The organism is Pseudomonas meliae, from assembly GCF_001400515.1.
Lineage (GTDB): Bacteria > Pseudomonadota > Gammaproteobacteria > Pseudomonadales > Pseudomonadaceae > Aquipseudomonas > Aquipseudomonas amygdali.
The window spans coordinates 15,730-33,371 of record NZ_LJQT01000430.1 but is presented as its reverse complement, the minus strand read 5'-3'; the positions used below and the strand labels follow the sequence as shown (position 1 = coordinate 33,371).

9 protein-coding genes and 1 pseudogene are annotated in these 17,642 nt (G+C 59.3%); 9 read left to right on the top strand and 1 reads right to left on the bottom strand.

All coding sequences use genetic code 11. From position 1 onward, the window contains the following. Positions 1-11: 11 nt before the first annotated feature. Positions 12-5,964 (bottom strand): annotated as a pseudogene (locus ALO64_RS20005) (NEL-type E3 ubiquitin ligase domain-containing protein). Between the two features lie 291 nt (positions 5,965-6,255). On the opposite strand from ALO64_RS20005, the gene ALO64_RS20000 reads away from it, so the two are divergent. The 9 genes from ALO64_RS20000 (at position 6,256) to lysS (ending at position 17,615) form a co-directional block, all read left to right on the top strand. Continuing rightward, complete coding sequence (locus ALO64_RS20000) at positions 6,256-7,878, top strand: methyl-accepting chemotaxis protein (protein ID WP_010210767.1); 1,623 nt, start codon at positions 6,256-6,258, stop codon at positions 7,876-7,878. A gap of 8 nt (positions 7,879-7,886) precedes the next feature. Beyond that, positions 7,887-8,423 (top strand): chemotaxis protein CheW, encoded by a 537-nt coding sequence (locus ALO64_RS19995; protein WP_044343760.1) that lies wholly within the window; start codon positions 7,887-7,889, stop codon positions 8,421-8,423. Then, positions 8,420-9,706 carry a CheR family methyltransferase gene (locus tag ALO64_RS19990; protein WP_044343759.1) on the top strand — a complete coding sequence of 429 codons (1,287 nt, stop codon included), beginning with the start codon at positions 8,420-8,422 and terminating at the stop codon, positions 9,704-9,706. The genes ALO64_RS19995 and ALO64_RS19990 overlap by 4 nt, the downstream gene beginning before the upstream one ends. Continuing rightward, positions 9,706-10,395, top strand: a complete 690-nt coding sequence (locus ALO64_RS19985) for a chemotaxis protein CheW (protein WP_044343758.1) — start codon at positions 9,706-9,708, stop codon at positions 10,393-10,395. Before ALO64_RS19990 ends, ALO64_RS19985 begins: the two co-directional genes overlap by 1 nt. Continuing rightward, positions 10,392-12,773: a hybrid sensor histidine kinase/response regulator gene (locus ALO64_RS19980; protein ID WP_044343757.1), complete on the top strand. Its 2,382-nt coding sequence runs from the start codon at positions 10,392-10,394 to the stop codon at positions 12,771-12,773. The genes ALO64_RS19985 and ALO64_RS19980 overlap by 4 nt, the downstream gene beginning before the upstream one ends. Continuing rightward, complete coding sequence (gene cheB / locus ALO64_RS19975; protein ID WP_005732486.1) at positions 12,770-13,780, top strand: chemotaxis response regulator protein-glutamate methylesterase; 1,011 nt, start codon at positions 12,770-12,772, stop codon at positions 13,778-13,780. Before ALO64_RS19980 ends, cheB begins: the two co-directional genes overlap by 4 nt. Positions 13,781-13,825: 45 nt before the next feature. Continuing rightward, complete coding sequence (locus tag ALO64_RS19970; protein ID WP_044343756.1) at positions 13,826-14,830, top strand: response regulator; 1,005 nt, start codon at positions 13,826-13,828, stop codon at positions 14,828-14,830. 117 nt (positions 14,831-14,947) lie between these two features. Further along, positions 14,948-16,043 (top strand): peptide chain release factor 2 gene (prfB, locus tag ALO64_RS19965; protein ID WP_122259221.1). Its coding sequence is split into 2 segments (ribosomal slippage): positions 14,948-15,019 and positions 15,021-16,043, totalling 1,095 coding nucleotides; the frame shifts between segments, so codons are not numbered across the junction. 69 nt (positions 16,044-16,112) lie between these two features. Continuing rightward, positions 16,113-17,615, top strand: coding sequence for a lysine--tRNA ligase (lysS, locus tag ALO64_RS19960; protein WP_005732488.1), 1,503 nt, complete (start codon positions 16,113-16,115; stop codon positions 17,613-17,615). Positions 17,616-17,642: the final 27 nt, after the last annotated feature.

Below are 17,642 nucleotides of genomic sequence, written 5' to 3'. Positions count from 1 at the left end.
GGCCCATGCCATCAATGATGCTCCAGCCCCTCGGCGTTGGTCAGCTCCCTTATCAGCATTGTTTGCTGTGCCTTGAAGCTGGCTTCGAATTCGCGAATGCGTTTTTCGTATTCCGGATTGTCCAGGCTGATGTTGCGCTGTTCGAATTCGTCGGTGAGTCGGGTCAGGTCAGTCCTGTAAAGATGTTCGAGTGCATCGAACCGTCCAGCATGGGTTTCGCGCAGATAGTTGATCCAGTAATCCTGCTGCTCGGCGAAGCGCAGGAATGGTTCGCCTTGTTCTCCGGACTGCACGCGAAGCAGGGCTGTATCGAACTCACCCGGCCTGATGGCGGCGTGGGCCTGATACAACATGCCTTCCGGTGGTACGGGCAGGTCCAGCGCGCTTGCCCAGTGTATGCGATACGCCAGACGGACTTCAGCTTCATCGCGGCTCAGCAGCATCCAGTTCGGACAGGCGATAAAGGCGGGTTGTCAGCCTGTACAGCAGTGCACCTCGCTGCTCCGGCACAACATCGTGCAGTGACTGACGAATGAACACCATCACCTCCATCTGGTTGAACTCCAGCAGGATGCCGTCCGGGCAGGTGTTGTTGTCACGGAACAGCCTGAGTGGTTCTTCGGCGATAGCACTCAGGGTCATTCCCAGTTGAGGGTCCTGACCCACCGCGCCGAGTACTCGCCAGACGCGCTCCTGCAGTACTGCCCGGTTGGCCGTATTGCGATAGTCGGCACTGTGGCGCAGCGAACCGATCAGGTCCAATAGCCTTCGGTTGTGGTCGCTGATCTCCAGTTGCTCCCAGAGCGCACGCCGCGCGGCGATGAGCGGGCTGCTGTCGTCCAGCCAGGGTTCGGCAGTCACTGGCTCTGGAGTCGATGCCCGACTGTCTTCTGACTCGTAGTCTGATATCGATGAGTCCGAATCATGCTGCTCCGTCCAGTCCATCGCTGCGAGTTCGGGTGGCAGGTCCATGTCAAAGGTGAAAGAGCGTCCATAGCTTTCTGAAAAGTGTGCTCGACGCATGCTGTCTTCGGAAAGCGGGTTGTTCAGCAAGCTTATTTCCGTGTGCGAAGATTCGCTGCCGGGATTGGCCAGAATATGCTCCGGCAAGTCAGTAATCAGATTGCCCTCCAGCAGGAGCGTCCCCAGATGTGCTGGAATCATGTCATCCACCCAGGTCGGCCATTCGGTTAATCCGACGTTATTGAGTGATAGCCAGTTGAGCGCGGTATTGTTAAGGGCAGACAGATCGCTGATCACACCTATCCGGTTGCCATCCAGTTCCAGCCTTGAAAGCGTCGGAATACGGCTGAAGAAATCGATGTGCTTTTGCTCGATGACCATTCCCTGATCAATCAGCAATAGCGAACGAAGTGATGGAAGCTCAAGCAGCGCCGGAGGCAATTGCAGCAGCGGTGCGACATGCCCGTTCATTACCAGTGAGCTCAGATCAGTCATATGGCGCAGCAGCTTGTCCAGATCAGATCCCGTGGCCGTGACTCTGCTCAGGTGCAGATAGCGTATCTGACGATAGAAAAACTCCGGCAGCTGGCGGGGAAAGTCGGCCAGCGAAAGGTTTTCCAGGCGCAGTGGACGGTGGATTTGCCCCAGGCTGAACGCTCGCCAGTGATCAGTCAGTATCCTGCCGATCTCGCGGCGGGCTTCGATGGTCCGTTCACTCGTAATGGCCAGCGAATTTGAGGCGTGTGTCCACTGATCAAGCGCGGCAGATAATTCGGCACCTTCGCGCAATTGCATGTTTATAGCGGCTTGCACAGCCAGCGGCGTGTCCATCAGGAAGCGAAACGAACAGTCGGGTACAGCCTCGTTGATGCGTGCGTGCATCACCGTATGCCTGGACAGGCTGTTGCCGCGCAAATCGATCAGGGTCTGATGCTCGGGGTTGAGGGGATTGTCGAGGATCCAGTCCGGCAGTTCGGTCAGGTTGTTATGAGCTACCGACAGCTCACGAATATTGTTCGGGATTATGTCCGTCAGCCAGGAAGGCCAGCGGTGCATGCCGACTCGTTCCAGTATCAACCGGTCAAGATGCAGCCAGTCAAGGTCCATGGGCAGCAAGCTGACCAGCCGGTTGCCGCTGAGGTTCAGCGACCTGAGATCAGGCATATCGCGCAAGTTGTCCATCTGCGCCTGATCCAGAAAAATGCTCTGGTTTATCAGTCCCAGTTCAGTAAGTTGCGGCAGCACACTGGACACTTGCTGGGGCAGGTTGAGGAAGGCCGATAGCTGCGGATCCGCACCGGTGCCGGGTTCGCCGACCAGAATGAGTGAGCGCGTGTGGGGGAAGCGTTGCAGAAAGTGTCCAAGTTCGAAGCTGTTGGTCAACTGTCTGGGCAGATCCGTGGCTACCGGTGTTGAAAGCTCTGCGCCCGGGCGAACTCGGGGTTCGATCGAGATATTCTCCAGATAGAGTCCGCTCACCCGCGCGTATACAAAATCTGGTAGGTGTCGTGGGAAGTCAGTCAGGGATACCTGCTGCAGATACAGTGGCTCAAGCGTTCGTCCGATTTCAGGCAGGTTATTGATGCGCCAGTGGTTCCAGATCGCCTCGCTGATACGCGCCCGGCTATCGATATGCGCCTGACTCATGGGGGGCATTGCCACGACTTCAAAGGTCCAGGCGTCAAGACTTTCCCGCAGCATCATTTGCTCGCCCAGCAGGCTGTTGAGTCGTTCATCGATAGCCCGATTATCCCTGCCTGTGTGGCGCAGGCGGCTGAGAATGTCTTCGGGGAACGCGTCTTCCAGTTCCAGCAAACGGATCTTGTCCAGCAGACTTTCATCGGTCATATGCCAGTCGGTTCTGCCGTTACCGCTCAAGGGATAACCAAGGTGGCCATCGGCCAGACGCATGGGGGACTTGGAGCCGGGTTTGAGCGCCTGCATGTTCAGCAGTGGCGCGAGAGTCTGGCGAGGCAGAGGGTTTTCCTGAATCAGAGCCTCCAGCGCCTGCCCCTGGCCGGTATGGGCAAAACCCAATTGGCTGCGCTCGGCATCGGGCAGGGCGTGAAGTACGGATGAATACAGATCGTCCAGCCCGTGCAGGTGCTGATCGTCAGCGTCACGGGTCTCATAACGATTGCCATCTTTGATCAGCACCTTGCGAACGGGAGCCTCCTGAGCCCCGATACTGTCAAGCAGTTGGCCGCCAAAGAAGCGATTGTGCACCTCCAGCCTGACCTGAGAAGGCCATTGCGCAAGGGCTTCAAGGCTGTGCAGGGCAAGGCAATCGGTATCTGCGCTGGATACCGAGGTCAGGTAAAGGCCCTCATAGGCTCGTGCCAGCCGTACTTGCTGCAAATAGGCACTGGCTTCTTCGGCCATGCGTAAGGGTACGCGGCGCTCTGTAGTGAGTTGTAGCCGCTCGGCTGGCGAGGCGTGGCTGGCCAATTCCTCCACAACCAGCGGCGGCAGGCTGGAAAACGCCTGCTGGAGGGTTTGCGCGCCGTCCGTATCAGCGACTTTCAGGGCGCGGTAACGTGATTCGAACAACCAGGCTCTGGTTGACCGGGCACGCGCCACCAATTGTGCGCGTAAAGCGATCAGCCGCGGTGCGATGCCCGGCTGACCCGCACCGAACTCTTCGTTGAGCAGAGTCCGGATTTCGATGTTGTTCAGTTTTTCCAGGACCTGGCGCAGGGCATCTGGCTGATCGGCACGAATATGGATGTCGAGGGGGGCGGCAGCGCCAGACTGCTGCGCCGCGACGAATTTCTGGAGCGTATTGCCTTGGGCATCCACCAGCACCAGCGCGCGATTGTTCGGCCAGCCAGAGTCTTGGCTCAGCAGTTCAAGTTGAAGAGGCGCTGCTGCGTCTGCATCGTTGGCTTCCATCTGCTCTATGAAACGATCGATTTCCTGGTCCAGCCTGAAGCGACGCGCTGTGTCTTCGAGCAATGCGGGTGGGCGGCGCTGCTCGGCCAGTGCCTGGCGCATCACGGATTCAGGTGTGTTGCTGACTTTTATGATGCGTCTGGCTGCGCTGTCGGGGAACGCTTCGCTGGAATATCCCAGCCGTCGGAACAGCGTCAGGCCTTCCATCTCCAGCGGACGATCAAGCTCATGCAACCAGGCCCCAGCACCGTTGTGGCGCAAGGCGGGCTGGTAGCTGTCCGGACGGCTCGGGTGCTCCATCAAATAACCATCGCCGGTCGGGGCAGGGATCACCGAATAGGTGCGTCCTTCAAGTGGCAGCCACTGCTTACCTTGCCATGTATACAGGCCTGTGGCGTTGGGCAGCAGTCCCTTTGGCAGCACGATGTCATGGCTAAAGGGTGTCAGGTCCGGTTTCCAGAGACGAGTCATTCCACTCGGTAATTCCACGGGTTTGAGGCCGTTTATGAACTCGGGCACCTGTATCGCAGGTATGCCTGCTGAGCCCGTCGCCGCAGCGCCAAGGGCCGACATCAGGGCAATATTCTCCACCACGTCGAACAGGTAGGCGAGCGCCTGCTGTTTTTCGTCTTTGGCCCAGCTTTCTATGCCCTCATAGACTTCATGGGCCAACTGAATGGCTGTGACGGCCATCATCACTTCGCCCAGTACCGGAACGACAAAAGCGGCGATGTTCAAGACGTCGAAGGCTTTGTCCTTAAAGTACTGCACACGCTCGTCGACAGTTTTCTGGTCCTGCGCCGCCGTTGGCACGCCATGAAACAGCGCATTGTCCTTCAACGCTGCACGTTTGCGATCGTACAGGGCCTCCGGCAAGGGGCCTTGCAGAGGAGTCTCTCTCAGGTCCAGCCGGGCGTTTCGGTCCGCTTCACGTTCCAGCCACTGGCGCTCGAAGAACCCCCCTTTCTTGACTTTGGGGTGCAGACGCTCGGACAGCTTTTCAAACAAGGCACTTCGATGGCGCGCCGGTATGAAACGCATGAAAAAATTCAGATATCCATCGATGAACATCCGGTCGCGCAACGAGTTTATAAACGCCTCGACCGAGTCGTATTCCTTCAATGGCGCAACCGGATCGTCTGGAATGTAGACGACAATTTTTTCTGCCTGAGTTGCCATGTCGCGGTCTTTGCCAATAACGAACGGGCCGTCAAGTTCGACATCCCCCAGGCACAGCACGCTGCAGTTGACCGGCCTGTTATCAAGTCGGACGTTTTGCTTGCTGTCGAGAATATCCAGTAACGCGCCCTGCAATGGCGGGCTGGCAAGTTCCTGCAGGGAAGCAATCTGCAGTTGAAGCCGGATGGACGATGACTGAAGTTTCAGGAAGTCCTTGCGCAGCCTGGATGCCGCAGCGTCCGCCGTTTCTTCGGGTGTCGAAGGTGCATTGAAGACGGACTCCAGGTGGGTCTGGTATTTACCGCCCAGGTCCAGCTCGCGGCACATCGCTGCGAACCCGGTCGCAGATATCGGCAAGGACTGGCCGGCGATCTGTTGACCGATTATTTCAAAGGCGGAAAACACCTGAGCCTCTATGCCCGAGTCCGAATCCATCGCGCCAGGCGCGGTTTCCCACTTTTCGAAATTCTGCAGCGCAGCCTTGAGCAGGCTCTGACAGGCGGCCCTCAAGGCAATGTTGGCTTGAGTGATGGGGTCTCGGGATGCCGCCTGGAACGACTGGTCGACCCTGGCCCGGCTGGCGTGAAACAGCCAGGTCCGGGCGACGTCGACGTCCAGACCGAAGCGGTCCTTGATCGCCGCCGTCAGAAGAGGGGTCGCGAAGTCTTCCAGTGTCGAGAGGCGATCAAGCGTCGGACGAACCTTTTGTTCATTCTGGCGATGCTCGGCATAGAGCTGCTGAAGTTTATCGACTTGCTCCGGGCTGGACGTGCGCGCGCTCGTCAGCCATTGCAAGGGGCGTCCGGAGGTTTTGCGCAGAGTTGCATGGGTTGACGGTTCTGCGTCAAGCAGCCATCGGGGTGATTTATCTTTTATAAGTTGCACATGCGGGGCGGCAGGTGCCTTGCCCGGCGAAGTTTGGTCCAGCATTGAAGTGCCTTGTCGTGAGTGAGCAGGCGACAAAGCTTACGTTTGAGGTCAGGCCGGCAAGTGCTAACTATTTATCGGCTGCACAGGTTCCTGACGTGTTGTGTTCAAGTAGTGGTGGCAAGTGCCGACAAGAAGGCAGGAAAGCGGGTTAATGAGCAGGTGACATGATTTGGTTTTTTCATTCCCCGTGTACCCGTTGACGGCTGGGCTATACTCACGCCGCTTGGACCGCTCGTCGGTCCGCTTCTTGAACACGGCCCGATGCCGTCGTTGAACTCTTGAGGGCTGACTGTGAAGAACTGGACCTTGCGCCAACGGATTCTGGCGAGTTTCGCCGTCATCATCGCAATCATGCTGTTGATGGTCGTTGTATCTTATTCACGGCTGTTGTCCATCGAGTCCAGCGAGGAAGATGTCCGTCTTGATGCGTTACCCGGTGTCTACTACAGCACGCTGGTGCGCAGCGCATGGGGCGAAAGTTACATCCGCACCCTGGAGCTGATTGCCGAAGGGCAGGCGCGTGCGCTGACCAAGCAGGAAAAGGACCAGTTTCAGGGGTTTGACGAAAACCTGCAGGCACAGATGAACGGCTACAAAAAGTCCATCTTCGATGATGCGGACAGAGACAGCTTCGCGCTTTTCGAAAAGCGCCGCGAAACCTATTCGCGCATGCTCGCCGATGTTCACGCCAAGTACGATAGCGGCGACTACGCAGGCGCGCGCGCCGAATTCTATGGCGAAGTGAACCCGGTCTGGCTCACGGGCCGCAAGCAGCTCAATGATCTCATCGTGGCCAATAAACAGCTGGCTGATCAGGCCACCGCCAACATTGTCAACGCCGTGCTGGCTGCCAAGATCAGCATGATCCTGTCGCTGCTGGTGGCAGTGCTGGCGGCTGCGGCCTGTGGGCTGCTGCTGATGCGTTCGATCATGGCACCGATGCAACTGATCGTGCGGATTCTGGACATCATGCGTACCGGAGATCTGAGCACCCGCCTGAACCTGTCCCGCAAGGACGAGTTCAATGCGGTCGAAACCGGCTTCAACGACATGATGACCGAGCTGACTGCGCTGGTTGCGCAGGCCCAGCGTTCTTCGGTGCAGGTAACGACTTCTGTCACTGAAATCGCTGCGACTTCCCGCCAGCAGCAGGCCACCGCTACCGAGACCGCGGCAACCACCACCGAGATCGGCGCGACCTCGCGGGAAATTGCTGCCACCTCGCGCGACCTGGTGCGAACCATGACCGAAGTCACCTCCGCAGCAGACCAGGCGTCGATTCTCGCCGGTTCCGGCCAGCAGGGGCTGGCACGCATGGAAGACACCATGCATCAGGTGATGGGCGCTGCCAATCTGGTCAACGCCAAACTGGCGATCCTCAACGAGAAGGCCGGCAACATCAATCAGGTCGTCGTTACCATCGTCAAGGTGGCCGACCAGACCAACCTGCTGTCGCTTAACGCGGCCATCGAGGCCGAGAAGGCGGGTGAGTACGGCCGTGGTTTCGCGGTGGTCGCCACCGAAGTGCGGCGCCTCGCCGACCAGACCGCTGTCGCCACCTATGACATTGAACAAATGGTGCGGGAAATCCAGTCGGCGGTTTCCGCAGGCGTTATGGGCATGGACAAGTTTTCCGAAGAAGTGCGCCGTGGCATGTTCGAGGTCACTCAGGTCGGCGAGCAGTTGTCGCAGATCATTCAGCAGGTACAGGCGTTGGCGCCCCGTGTGCTGATGGTCAATGAAGGTATGCAGGCTCAGGCTACCGGTGCCGAACAGATCAATCAGGCGCTGGTGCAACTGGCGGATGCCAGCAGCCAGACTGTCGAATCTCTGCGTCAAGCCAGTTTCGCCATCGACGAGTTGAGTCAGGTCGCGGTCGGGCTGCGCGGTGGCGTTTCGCGATTCAAGGTCTGAACACTCCAATGACGGATCAATCGCCGAGGCGCAACGGCACGCCACTGACCACCAGCAAACTCTTTCTGCTGTTTTGCATCGGCGAAGACCGCTATGCACTGGACGCGACAGAGATTGCCGAGATCCTGCCTCGCGTGAAACTCAAGGCAATTGCCCAGGCTCCGCACTGGGTGGCGGGGATCTTTGCCCATCGCGGCGAGATCGTGCCGGTGATTGACATCAGTGCACTGAATTCCGGTCAGCCAGCGCGCTTGCGCACCAGCACCCGCATGGTTCTGGTGCATTATCGGCACGACGACGTGCACCCGGCGCAATTACTCGGGCTGATTCTGGAGCAGGCCACCGAAACGCTGCGTTGCCCGGTGTCACAGTTCAAGGCGTACGGGCTGGACAATCGCCTGTCACCTTACCTGGGGCCGGTTCGGGAGGATGAGCAGGGGCTGCTGCAATGGATTCACGTTCAGGAACTGTTGAGCGAGCCGGTTCGCGAGTTGTTGTACCCGGTGGCGCCAATCGACCTTGAACTGCTTGAGGACGCGCCATGAAGGTCGACGATTCACGCTTCTTCAGCTTTCTCAAGGAGCGTATCGGGCTGGATGTGACCTCGGTCGGCGAGGCGATCATCGAGCGTGCCTTGCGTCAGCGTGCGACGGCCGCCCATTGCCCCGACAGTGATACGTACTGGCATCTTCTGGTGTCATCGCCTCAAGAACAGCAGGCGCTGATCGAGGCAGTGATCGTTCCCGAAACCTGGTTTTTTCGCTACCCGGAATCGTTCGTCACCTTGGGCATGCTGGCCCGTGAACGTATAGCGAGCCTTGCCGGTGCGCGCCCGTTGCGTATTCTCAGCCTGCCGTGCTCGACCGGCGAGGAACCCTATTCGATTGCCATGGCGTTATTCGATGCGGGAGTCGATGCCAGGCAGTTCAAGGTCGATGCCATTGATATCAGCCCTGTTTCGATTGCCAAGGCCGAGCACGGCATCTATGGCAAGAACTCGTTCCGGGGCAGCGACACCGGTTTTCGCGAGCGGTATTTCAACCCGGTCGCTGACGGGTTTGAAATCGCCGACAGTGTGCGCGCCTGTGTGAGTTTTCAGGCTGGCAACCTGCTCGATCCGAAACTGGCTTCGCAGGTCGCCTATGACATCGTTTTCTGCCGCAATCTGGTGATCTATTTTGATCGGCAGACCCAGCAACATGTGTTCAAGGTCCTCAAGCAACTGACCCGGGAAGACGGCCTGCTGTTCATCGGGCCGGCGGAGGGCAACCTGCTGGCAGGTATTGGCATGCGCTCGATCGGTATTGCGCAATCATTTGTCTTCCGGCATGCGCCAATCGAACCGACGGCTCCGGCCCCGGCTTGGACCCCGGCTCCGGTAACCGCCCCGGTTGCACCGCGCCCGGCCCCCGATGCACCTGCCAGAGCGCCTGCGCCACGACCTGTCGCACGAACGTCCGCAGCCTTTGCGCCCATCGTCAAGCCGGTTGCTGTCACTGGCAATAGCGAGGTTTCGGCGCTGCTCGAAAGGATCGCCGGCCTGGCCAACGAAGGCAAAAGTGCCGAGGCGCAGGCTGCCTGCGAGCGCTATCTGCAACAGCATGAGCCGGTTGCACAGGTGTTTTACTGGCTGGGCCTGCTCAGCGAAGTAGAAGGTAGCGTGGCGCAGGCTCAGGGTTTCTATCGCAAGGCGTTGTACCTGCAACCGCAGCACTCCGAATCGCTGGCCCAACTGGCTGCGTTGCTGGCCGCCCAGGGCGACAGTGCCGGGGCCCGGCGCTTGCAGGACCGCGCTGCACGTGGCGCGAATAAACAAGGAAACCATTGATGACGGGTGTGTCCGGTTTTTCCAGTCTTACCCATGACCAAGCCCTGGATATCGATGACTGCTGGAACCGCATCGGTATTCACGGTGATCGTTCCTGCCCGTTGCTTGAAGAGCACATCCACTGTCGCAACTGCGCGGTTTATTCTGCGGCGGCCACTCGTCTGCTGGACCGCTACGCACTGGCCCAGGAATCGCATGAGCAGTTTCAGGGCTCTGTGTTGCTGCGCGACATACAGACCCGCTCCATCCTGGTATTTCGTCTTGGCGAAGAGTGGCTGGGGCTGGCTTCCCGCTGCCTCTCGGAGGTCGCCCCCAGCCAGACCATCCATTCGCTGCCGCACCAGCGCTCGCGTGCGATGCTGGGTGTCGCCAACGTACGAGGTGCTCTGGTAGCGTGCATATCGCTGGTCGAGCTGCTAGGGCTGGACAGCAATGCAGCGAGTGACCAGTCGGCGCGGGTGGTTCCGCGCATGTTGATCGTTGCTGCTGAAGGCGGCCCGGTCGTGGTACCGGTGGACGAGGTAGACGGCATTCACGCCATTGACGAGCGTGAGCTGGAAGCCGCTTCTGCGTCCGGTACTCATGCCAACGCCCGTTTTACTCGCGGCGTTCTGCAATGGAAAGGCCGAAGCCTGCGTTTGCTGGACGAAGAAGAGTTGTTGTCGGCGGTGCACCGGAGCCTTACATGACGCCAGATCAAATGCGTGACGCCTCACTGTTTGAACTGTTCACGCTGGAAGCCGATGCGCAGACCCAGGTATTGAGTGCGGGCCTGTTGGCGCTTGAGCGTAACCCGACCCAAGCGGATCAGCTGGAAGCCTGCATGCGGGCGGCACATTCGCTCAAGGGCGCGGCGCGCATTGTCGGCGTCGATTTCGGGGTGAGCGTTGCGCATGTGATGGAAGACTGTCTGGTCAGCGCGCAAGAAGGCCGTCTATTGCTGCAGGCCGAGCACATTGATGCGCTGCTGTCCGGCACTGACCTGTTGATGCGTATCGCTACGCCAGGCGGTAATAGCGTCGGTCAGCCCGATATCGACAGTTATGTTGAAAGGCTCAACGCGCTGCTGGCCTCCGGTGCTGGCGCAGCGCGCACGGTCAATACGCCGCTGCCTGACCCGGCCTCGGACGCATTGCTGGCCAGCGCGATGCAGCAGCTTGAGTCTTCAGCCCAAGGGGCTGAGCCAGTAATCAACCCTGTCCCTGATCCACTGACAGCAGAGCCGCGTCCGCCATCCAGGTCCGCCGCCAAGCCGGCTCCGGCTCCGGAACCGGAAGCACCTTTTACCCCCTTGCGTGAACGTCGAGTGGCCGAGGGCGGCGAGCGTGTTTTGCGGGTCACTGCCGAGCGTTTGAACGGGCTATTGGACATGTCCAGCAAATCGCTGGTCGAGACCCAGCGACTCAAGCCGCTGTTGGCCGGTATGCAGCGCCTCAAACGCTTGCAAAGCAGCAGCGACCGCGCGCTTGAAGTGCTGGGTGCGAGCTTTGGCGAAGAAGGCCCCCCGGCTGATGTGCAAAAAGCCCTGGAAGATGCACGCAACCTGTTGTCCCAGGCGCAACAGGTGCTTGTCCAGCAAACCGCAGAGCTGGATGAGTTTGGCTGGCAGTCGGCGCAGCGCGCGCAGCTGCTGTATGACACCGCACTGGCCTGCCGCATGCGGCCCTTCGCCGATGTGCTGAACGGTCAGGCGCGCATGGTCCGCGATTTGGGGCGTGAGTTGGGTAAACAGGTACGTCTGCAGATCGAAGGGGAGAAGACCCAGGTCGACCGCGATGTACTGGAAAAGCTTGATGCGCCGCTGACCCATCTGTTGCGCAACGCGGTGGACCACGGCATCGAGTCGCCCGAAAAACGCGCGGCGTCGGGCAAGGACCCTGAAGGTCTGATTCGTCTGCAGGCATCGCATCAGGCTGGTTTGCTGGTCGTTGAGTTGAGTGACGACGGTGGCGGCGTAGACCTGGAGCGTTTGCGCCAGAGCATTGTTGAACGCAAGCTTTCGCCAGCAGAAACCGCCGCGCAGTTGAGCGAGGAGGAACTGCTGAGTTTTCTGTTTCTGCCGGGTTTCAGCATGCGCGACAAGGTCACGCAAATTTCCGGTCGTGGTGTCGGTCTTGATGCTGTGCAGCACATGGTTCGCCAGATGCATGGCAGTGTCGAGCTGCAACAATGGACGGGCGAGGGCAGTCGCTTCAGGATTGAATTGCCGCTGACGCTTTCTGTAGTGCGTAGCCTGGTAGTGGAAGTGGGCGGAGAAGCCTATGCCTTCCCTCTGGCCCATATCGAGCGCATGCGCGACTTGCAGCCGGATGATATTTTGCAACTGGAAGGGCGTCAGCACTTCTGGGATGAAGAGCGCCATGTCGGTCTGGTATCGGCCAGTCAGTTATTGAATCGGCCGCCCGCCCAGAATGCCGGCGAAGCGCTCAAGGTTGTGGTTATTCGCGAGCGTGATGCAGTTTATGGCGTAGCCGTCGAACGCTTCATCGGTGAGCGTACGCTGGTGGTGATGCCGCTCGACGCGCGGCTGGGCAAGGTTCAGGACGTTTCGGCGGGGGCCTTGCTCGATGACGGTTCGGTGGTGTTGATCGTTGATGTAGAAGACATGCTGCGCTCGGTGGAAAAACTCCTGAATACCGGACGCCTGGAGCGTATTGACCGGCGCAACCGTCAGGTCGACCATGTATCGCGTAAACGGGTTCTCGTGGTCGATGACTCTTTGACTGTTCGCGAGCTGGAACGCAAGCTGCTGGTCGGTCGCGGTTACGAAGTATCGGTTGCCGTGGACGGGATGGACGGCTGGAATGCCCTGCGTGCCGGTGACTTCGACCTGCTCATCACCGACATCGACATGCCGCGCATGGACGGTATAGAACTGGTGACGTTGCTGCGCCGTGATACCCGTTTGCAGTCATTGCCGGTCATGGTTGTTTCCTACAAGGATCGTGAAGAAGACCGACGCCGCGGCCTGGACGCCGGAGCGGATTACTACCTGGCCAAAGCCAGTTTCCACGATGATGCCTTGCTCGACGCTGTTGTCGAATTGATAGGAGACGCGCAAGGATGAAGATTGCCATCGTCAACGACATGCCCATGGCCATCGAAGCCCTGCGTCGCGCGCTGGCCTTCGAGCCCGCGCACCAGATCATATGGGTCGCGTCCAATGGTGCCGATGCCGTGCAGCGCTGCGTCGAGCAGACCCCGGACCTGATCCTGATGGACCTGATCATGCCGGTGATGGATGGCGTAGAGGCCACCCGTCGGATCATGGCCGAAACACCCTGCGCTATTGTCATCGTGACCGTCGACCGCGAGCAGAACATGCGCCGCGTATTCGAAGCGATGGGGCATGGTGCGCTGGATGTGGTGGATACGCCTGCCATCGGCGGTCCTAACCCCAAAGAGGCGGCGGCACCCCTGCTGCGCAAGATACTCAATATCGACTGGCTGATCGGTCAGCGTGTCGGCCGCGAACATGTGGTGGCTGCGCCGAGATCGGAGCCGGCGAGGCGCGACAGGCTCGTTGCCATCGGCTCCTCGGCGGGCGGGCCCGCGGCGCTGGAGATCCTCCTGAAGGGGCTTCCGGTGAGCTTTCCGGCAGCGATCGTCCTTGTGCAGCATGTTGATCAGGTATTCGCGGCCGGTATGGCGGAGTGGTTGAGTTCCGCTTCCGGCCTGCCCGTGCGGTTGGCAACGGAAGGCGAAACGCCGCAGCCAGGGGTGGTGCTGCTGGCCGGAACCAATCATCATATTCGTTTGCTCAAGGACGGTACGCTGGCGTATACCGCAGAGCCTGTGAATGAAGTCTACAGGCCCTCGATCGATGTGTTTTTCGAGAGCGTAACCCGTTATTGGAGTGGTGAGGCAGTCGGCGTTCTACTGACCGGCATGGGGCGCGATGGTGCGCAGGGACTCAAGGCAATGCGGGAGCGAGGTTTTCTGACCATCGCCCAGGATCAGGCAAGTTCTGCTGTGTATGGCATGCCCAAAGCGGCTGCAGCCATTGATGCTGCTGTTGAGATACGTCCGCTGCCCGCCATTGCCCCTCGCTTGGTCGAGGTATTTACTCAATGACTGCTCAGGTGCATTCACCTGTGGTCGGCGATCAGGAGAAACACTATGCATGACCTGCAGACGGATGAGATCAAGACCCCGGATGAGAACACCGCCATGGTGCTTCTGGTTGATGATCAGGCCATGATTGGCGAGGCTGTCCGGCGTGGGCTGGCTGGCCACGAATCGATCGACTTCCACTTTTGCGCCGACCCGCATCAGGCAATTGCCCAGGCCGTGCAGATCAAACCGACCGTGATTCTTCAGGATCTGGTCATGCCGGGCCTCGACGGTCTGACGCTGGTTCGCGAGTACCGCAGCAACCCGTTGACCCGCGATATCCCGATCATCGTGTTGTCCACCAAGGAAGACCCGCTGATCAAGAGCGCCGCGTTCTCGGCCGGGGCCAACGATTATCTGGTCAAACTGCCGGACAACATCGAACTGGTGGCGCGCATTCGCTACCACTCGCGCTCCTATATGACACTGTTGCAGCGTGACGAAGCCTATCGTGCCCTGCGGGTCAGCCAGCAACAGTTGCTTGACACCAACCTGGTGCTGCAACGCCTTATGAACTCCGATGGCCTGACGGGGCTGTCCAATCGCCGCCATTTCGATGAGTACCTCGAGCTGGAGTGGCGGCGTGCCATTCGCGATCAGGCGCAGTTGTCGCTGCTGATGATCGATGTCGACTACTTCAAGGCTTACAACGACAACTTCGGGCACCTGGAGGGCGACGAGGCCCTGCGTCAGGTGGCGAAAGCCATCCGCAACAGTTGCAGTCGCCCGTCCGACTTGCCCGCGCGCTACGGCGGCGAGGAGTTTGCCATGGTCCTGCCCAATACCTCTCCGGGCGGGGCGCGTCTGCTGGCTGAAAAACTGCGCCAGAGCGTGTCAGGCATGAATATCCCGCATATCGCTCCAACGTCGGGTTCCAGCCTTACTGTGAGTATTGGCGTCGCTACCGTGACGCCGCAGGTCGGGATGCACAGCCGTCAGCTGATTCTGGATGCCGACAAGGGGCTTTATCTGGCCAAGAACAACGGACGCAATCAGGTTGCGGCAGGCTGACGCCGCCAGTGACCGGTAAAATAGGCCTCACAACGCCTGCTCGACGGGCTGCTTTCGTGGCCTTGCCTGGGGTATACTCGTCGGCTTTGAAAATTTCGCCTGCGAGTGCTGCCTACCATGGAAATCAACCCGATCCTAAACAGCATCAAGGATTTGTCCGAGCGCTCCGAAACCATTCGGGGGTATCTTTGACTACGATCACAAACATGATCGTCTGACCGAAGTCAACCGCGAGCTCGAAGATCCAAACGTCTGGAACAACCCGGCCTACGCCCAGGAACTGGGGCGCGAGCGCTCCCTGCTGGCGCAGATCGTAGAAACCCTGGACGAAATGTCCTCGGGTCTGGCCGATGCCAAAGACCTGTTGCTGATGTCTGCCGAAGAAGAAGACCAGGCCGCCGTCGATGACGTCGCTGCAGAAGTCGAGCGCCTGCGCGAATCGCTGGAAAAACTCGAGTTCCGCCGCATGTTCAGTGGCGAGATGGACCCCAACAACGCTTACCTGGACATCCAGGCCGGTTCCGGCGGCACCGAAGCGCAGGACTGGGCCAACATCCTGTTGCGCATGTACCTGCGCTGGGCTGACAAGCGCGGTTTCGACGCCACCATCATGGAACTGTCTGCCGGTGAAGTCGCTGGTATCAAGGGCGCTACCGTGCACATCAAGGGTGAATACGCCTTTGGCTGGCTGCGTACCGAGATCGGCGTTCACCGTCTGGTGCGCAAGAGCCCGTTCGACTCCGGCAACCGTCGCCACACCTCGTTCTCGGCCGTGTTCGTTTCGCCGGAAATCGATGACAACATCGAAATCGACATCAACCCGTCGGACCTGCGCATCGATACCTACCGCTCCTCCGGGGCCGGTGGTCAGCACGTAAACACCACAGACTCGGCGGTACGTATCACCCACGTCCCGACCAACACCGTGGTCAGTTGCCAGAACGAACGTTCCCAGCATGCGAACAAGGACACCGCCATGAAAATGCTGCGGGCCCGTTTGTATGAGCAGGAAGTGCAGAAGCGCAATGCAGCGTCCCAGGCGCTCGAAGACACCAAGTCCGATATCGGCTGGGGTCATCAGATTCGCTCCTATGTACTTGACGCCTCGCGTATCAAGGACCTGCGGACCAATATCGAACGCAGCGACTGCGACAAGGTGCTTGATGGCGATATCGACGAATACCTGATCGCGAGCCTCAAGCAAGGGCTGTAAACCGTCAGCCGACACCTCAAGCCCCTCGTCGCAAGACGAGGGCGAACCTGTGATGGAATATTTAAAGACATGAGCGACCAACAACTCGACCCGCAAGCCCTGCAACAGGAAGAAAACACCCTGATCGCCCTGCGCAAGGAAAAGCTTGCTGCAGGCCGTGCCAAGGGTCAGGCCTTCCCCAACGACTTCCGCCGCGACAGCTACTGCAACGACCTGCAGAAACAGTACGTCGACAAGACCAAGGAAGAACTGGCAGAGGCAGCGATTCCGGTCAAGGTAGCCGGTCGCATCATGCTCAACCGTGGCTCGTTCATGGTGATCCAGGACATGACCGGGCGCATCCAGGTCTATGTCAACCGCAAGACCCTGCCTGAAGAAACCCTGGCTGAAGTGAAAACCTGGGACCTGGGCGACATCATTGCTGCCGAAGGCACCCTGGCACGCTCCGGCAAGGGCGACCTGTACGTCGAGATGACCACCGTTCGCCTGCTGACCAAGTCGCTGCGTCCGCTGCCCGACAAGCACCATGGCCTGACCGACACCGAGCAGCGCTATCGCCAGCGTTACGTCGACCTGATCGTCAACGAAGACGTGCGCGAGACCTTCCGTGTGCGCTCGCAGGTTATCGCTCACATTCGCAGCTTCCTGATGAAGCGCGACTTCCTTGAAGTCGAAACGCCGATGCTGCAGACCATTCCCGGCGGTGCGGCAGCCAAGCCGTTCGAAACCCACCACAACGCGCTGGACATGGAAATGTTCCTGCGCATTGCGCCGGAGCTGTACCTCAAGCGTCTGGTGGTCGGTGGTTTCGAGAAAGTCTTCGAGATCAACCGCAACTTCCGTAACGAGGGCGTTTCGACCCGGCACAACCCCGAGTTCACCATGCTCGAGTTCTACCAGGCCTACGCTGATTACGAAGACAACATGGACCTGACCGAGGAGCTGTTCCGTGAACTGGCTCAACTGGTTCTGGGCACCACCGACGTGCCTTACGGCGACAAGGTGTTCCACTTCGGCGAACCGTTTGTGCGCCTGTCGGTGTTCGACTCGATCCTCAAGTACAACCCGGATCTGACCGCTGCCGATCTGCAGGACGTCGACAAGGCACGTGCCATTGCCAAAAAGGCCGGTGCCAAGGTGCTCGGCTTCGAAGGCCTGGGCAAATTGCAGGTGATGATTTTCGAAGAGCTGGTCGAGCACAAGCTGGAACAGCCGCACTTCATCACTCAGTACCCGTTCGAAGTCTCTCCGCTGGCTCGTCGCAACGACGAAAACCCGAGCGTAACCGACCGTTTCGAGTTGTTCATCGGCGGCCGTGAAATCGCCAACGCCTATTCCGAGCTCAACGACGCCGAAGATCAGGCCGAACGTTTCCAGGCTCAGGTAGCCGACAAGGATGCCGGTGACGACGAAGCCATGCACTACGACGCCGATTTTGTGCGTGCGTTGGAATACGGCATGCCGCCCACTGCGGGTGAAGGGATCGGCATCGATCGGTTGGTGATGCTGCTCACCGACTCGCCTTCGATCCGCGATGTCATTCTGTTCCCGCACATGCGCCCGCAAGCGTAATCAATGAAAAAACAGCCGCCTTCAATG

Excerpts from the sequence above, each read along its gene's own strand:
- ALO64_RS19995 (WP_044343760.1), top strand. The coding sequence starts at position 7,887 with ATGACGGATCAATCGCCGAGGCGCAACGGCACGCCACTGACCACCAGC.
- ALO64_RS19990 (WP_044343759.1), top strand. The coding sequence starts at position 8,420 with ATGAAGGTCGACGATTCACGCTTCTTCAGCTTTCTCAAGGAGCGTATC.
- ALO64_RS19985 (WP_044343758.1), top strand. The coding sequence starts at position 9,706 with ATGACGGGTGTGTCCGGTTTTTCCAGTCTTACCCATGACCAAGCCCTG.
- ALO64_RS19980 (WP_044343757.1), top strand. The coding sequence starts at position 10,392 with ATGACGCCAGATCAAATGCGTGACGCCTCACTGTTTGAACTGTTCACG.
- cheB (WP_005732486.1), top strand. The coding sequence starts at position 12,770 with ATGAAGATTGCCATCGTCAACGACATGCCCATGGCCATCGAAGCCCTG.
- ALO64_RS19970 (WP_044343756.1), top strand. The coding sequence starts at position 13,826 with ATGCATGACCTGCAGACGGATGAGATCAAGACCCCGGATGAGAACACC.
- lysS (WP_005732488.1), top strand. The coding sequence starts at position 16,113 with ATGAGCGACCAACAACTCGACCCGCAAGCCCTGCAACAGGAAGAAAAC.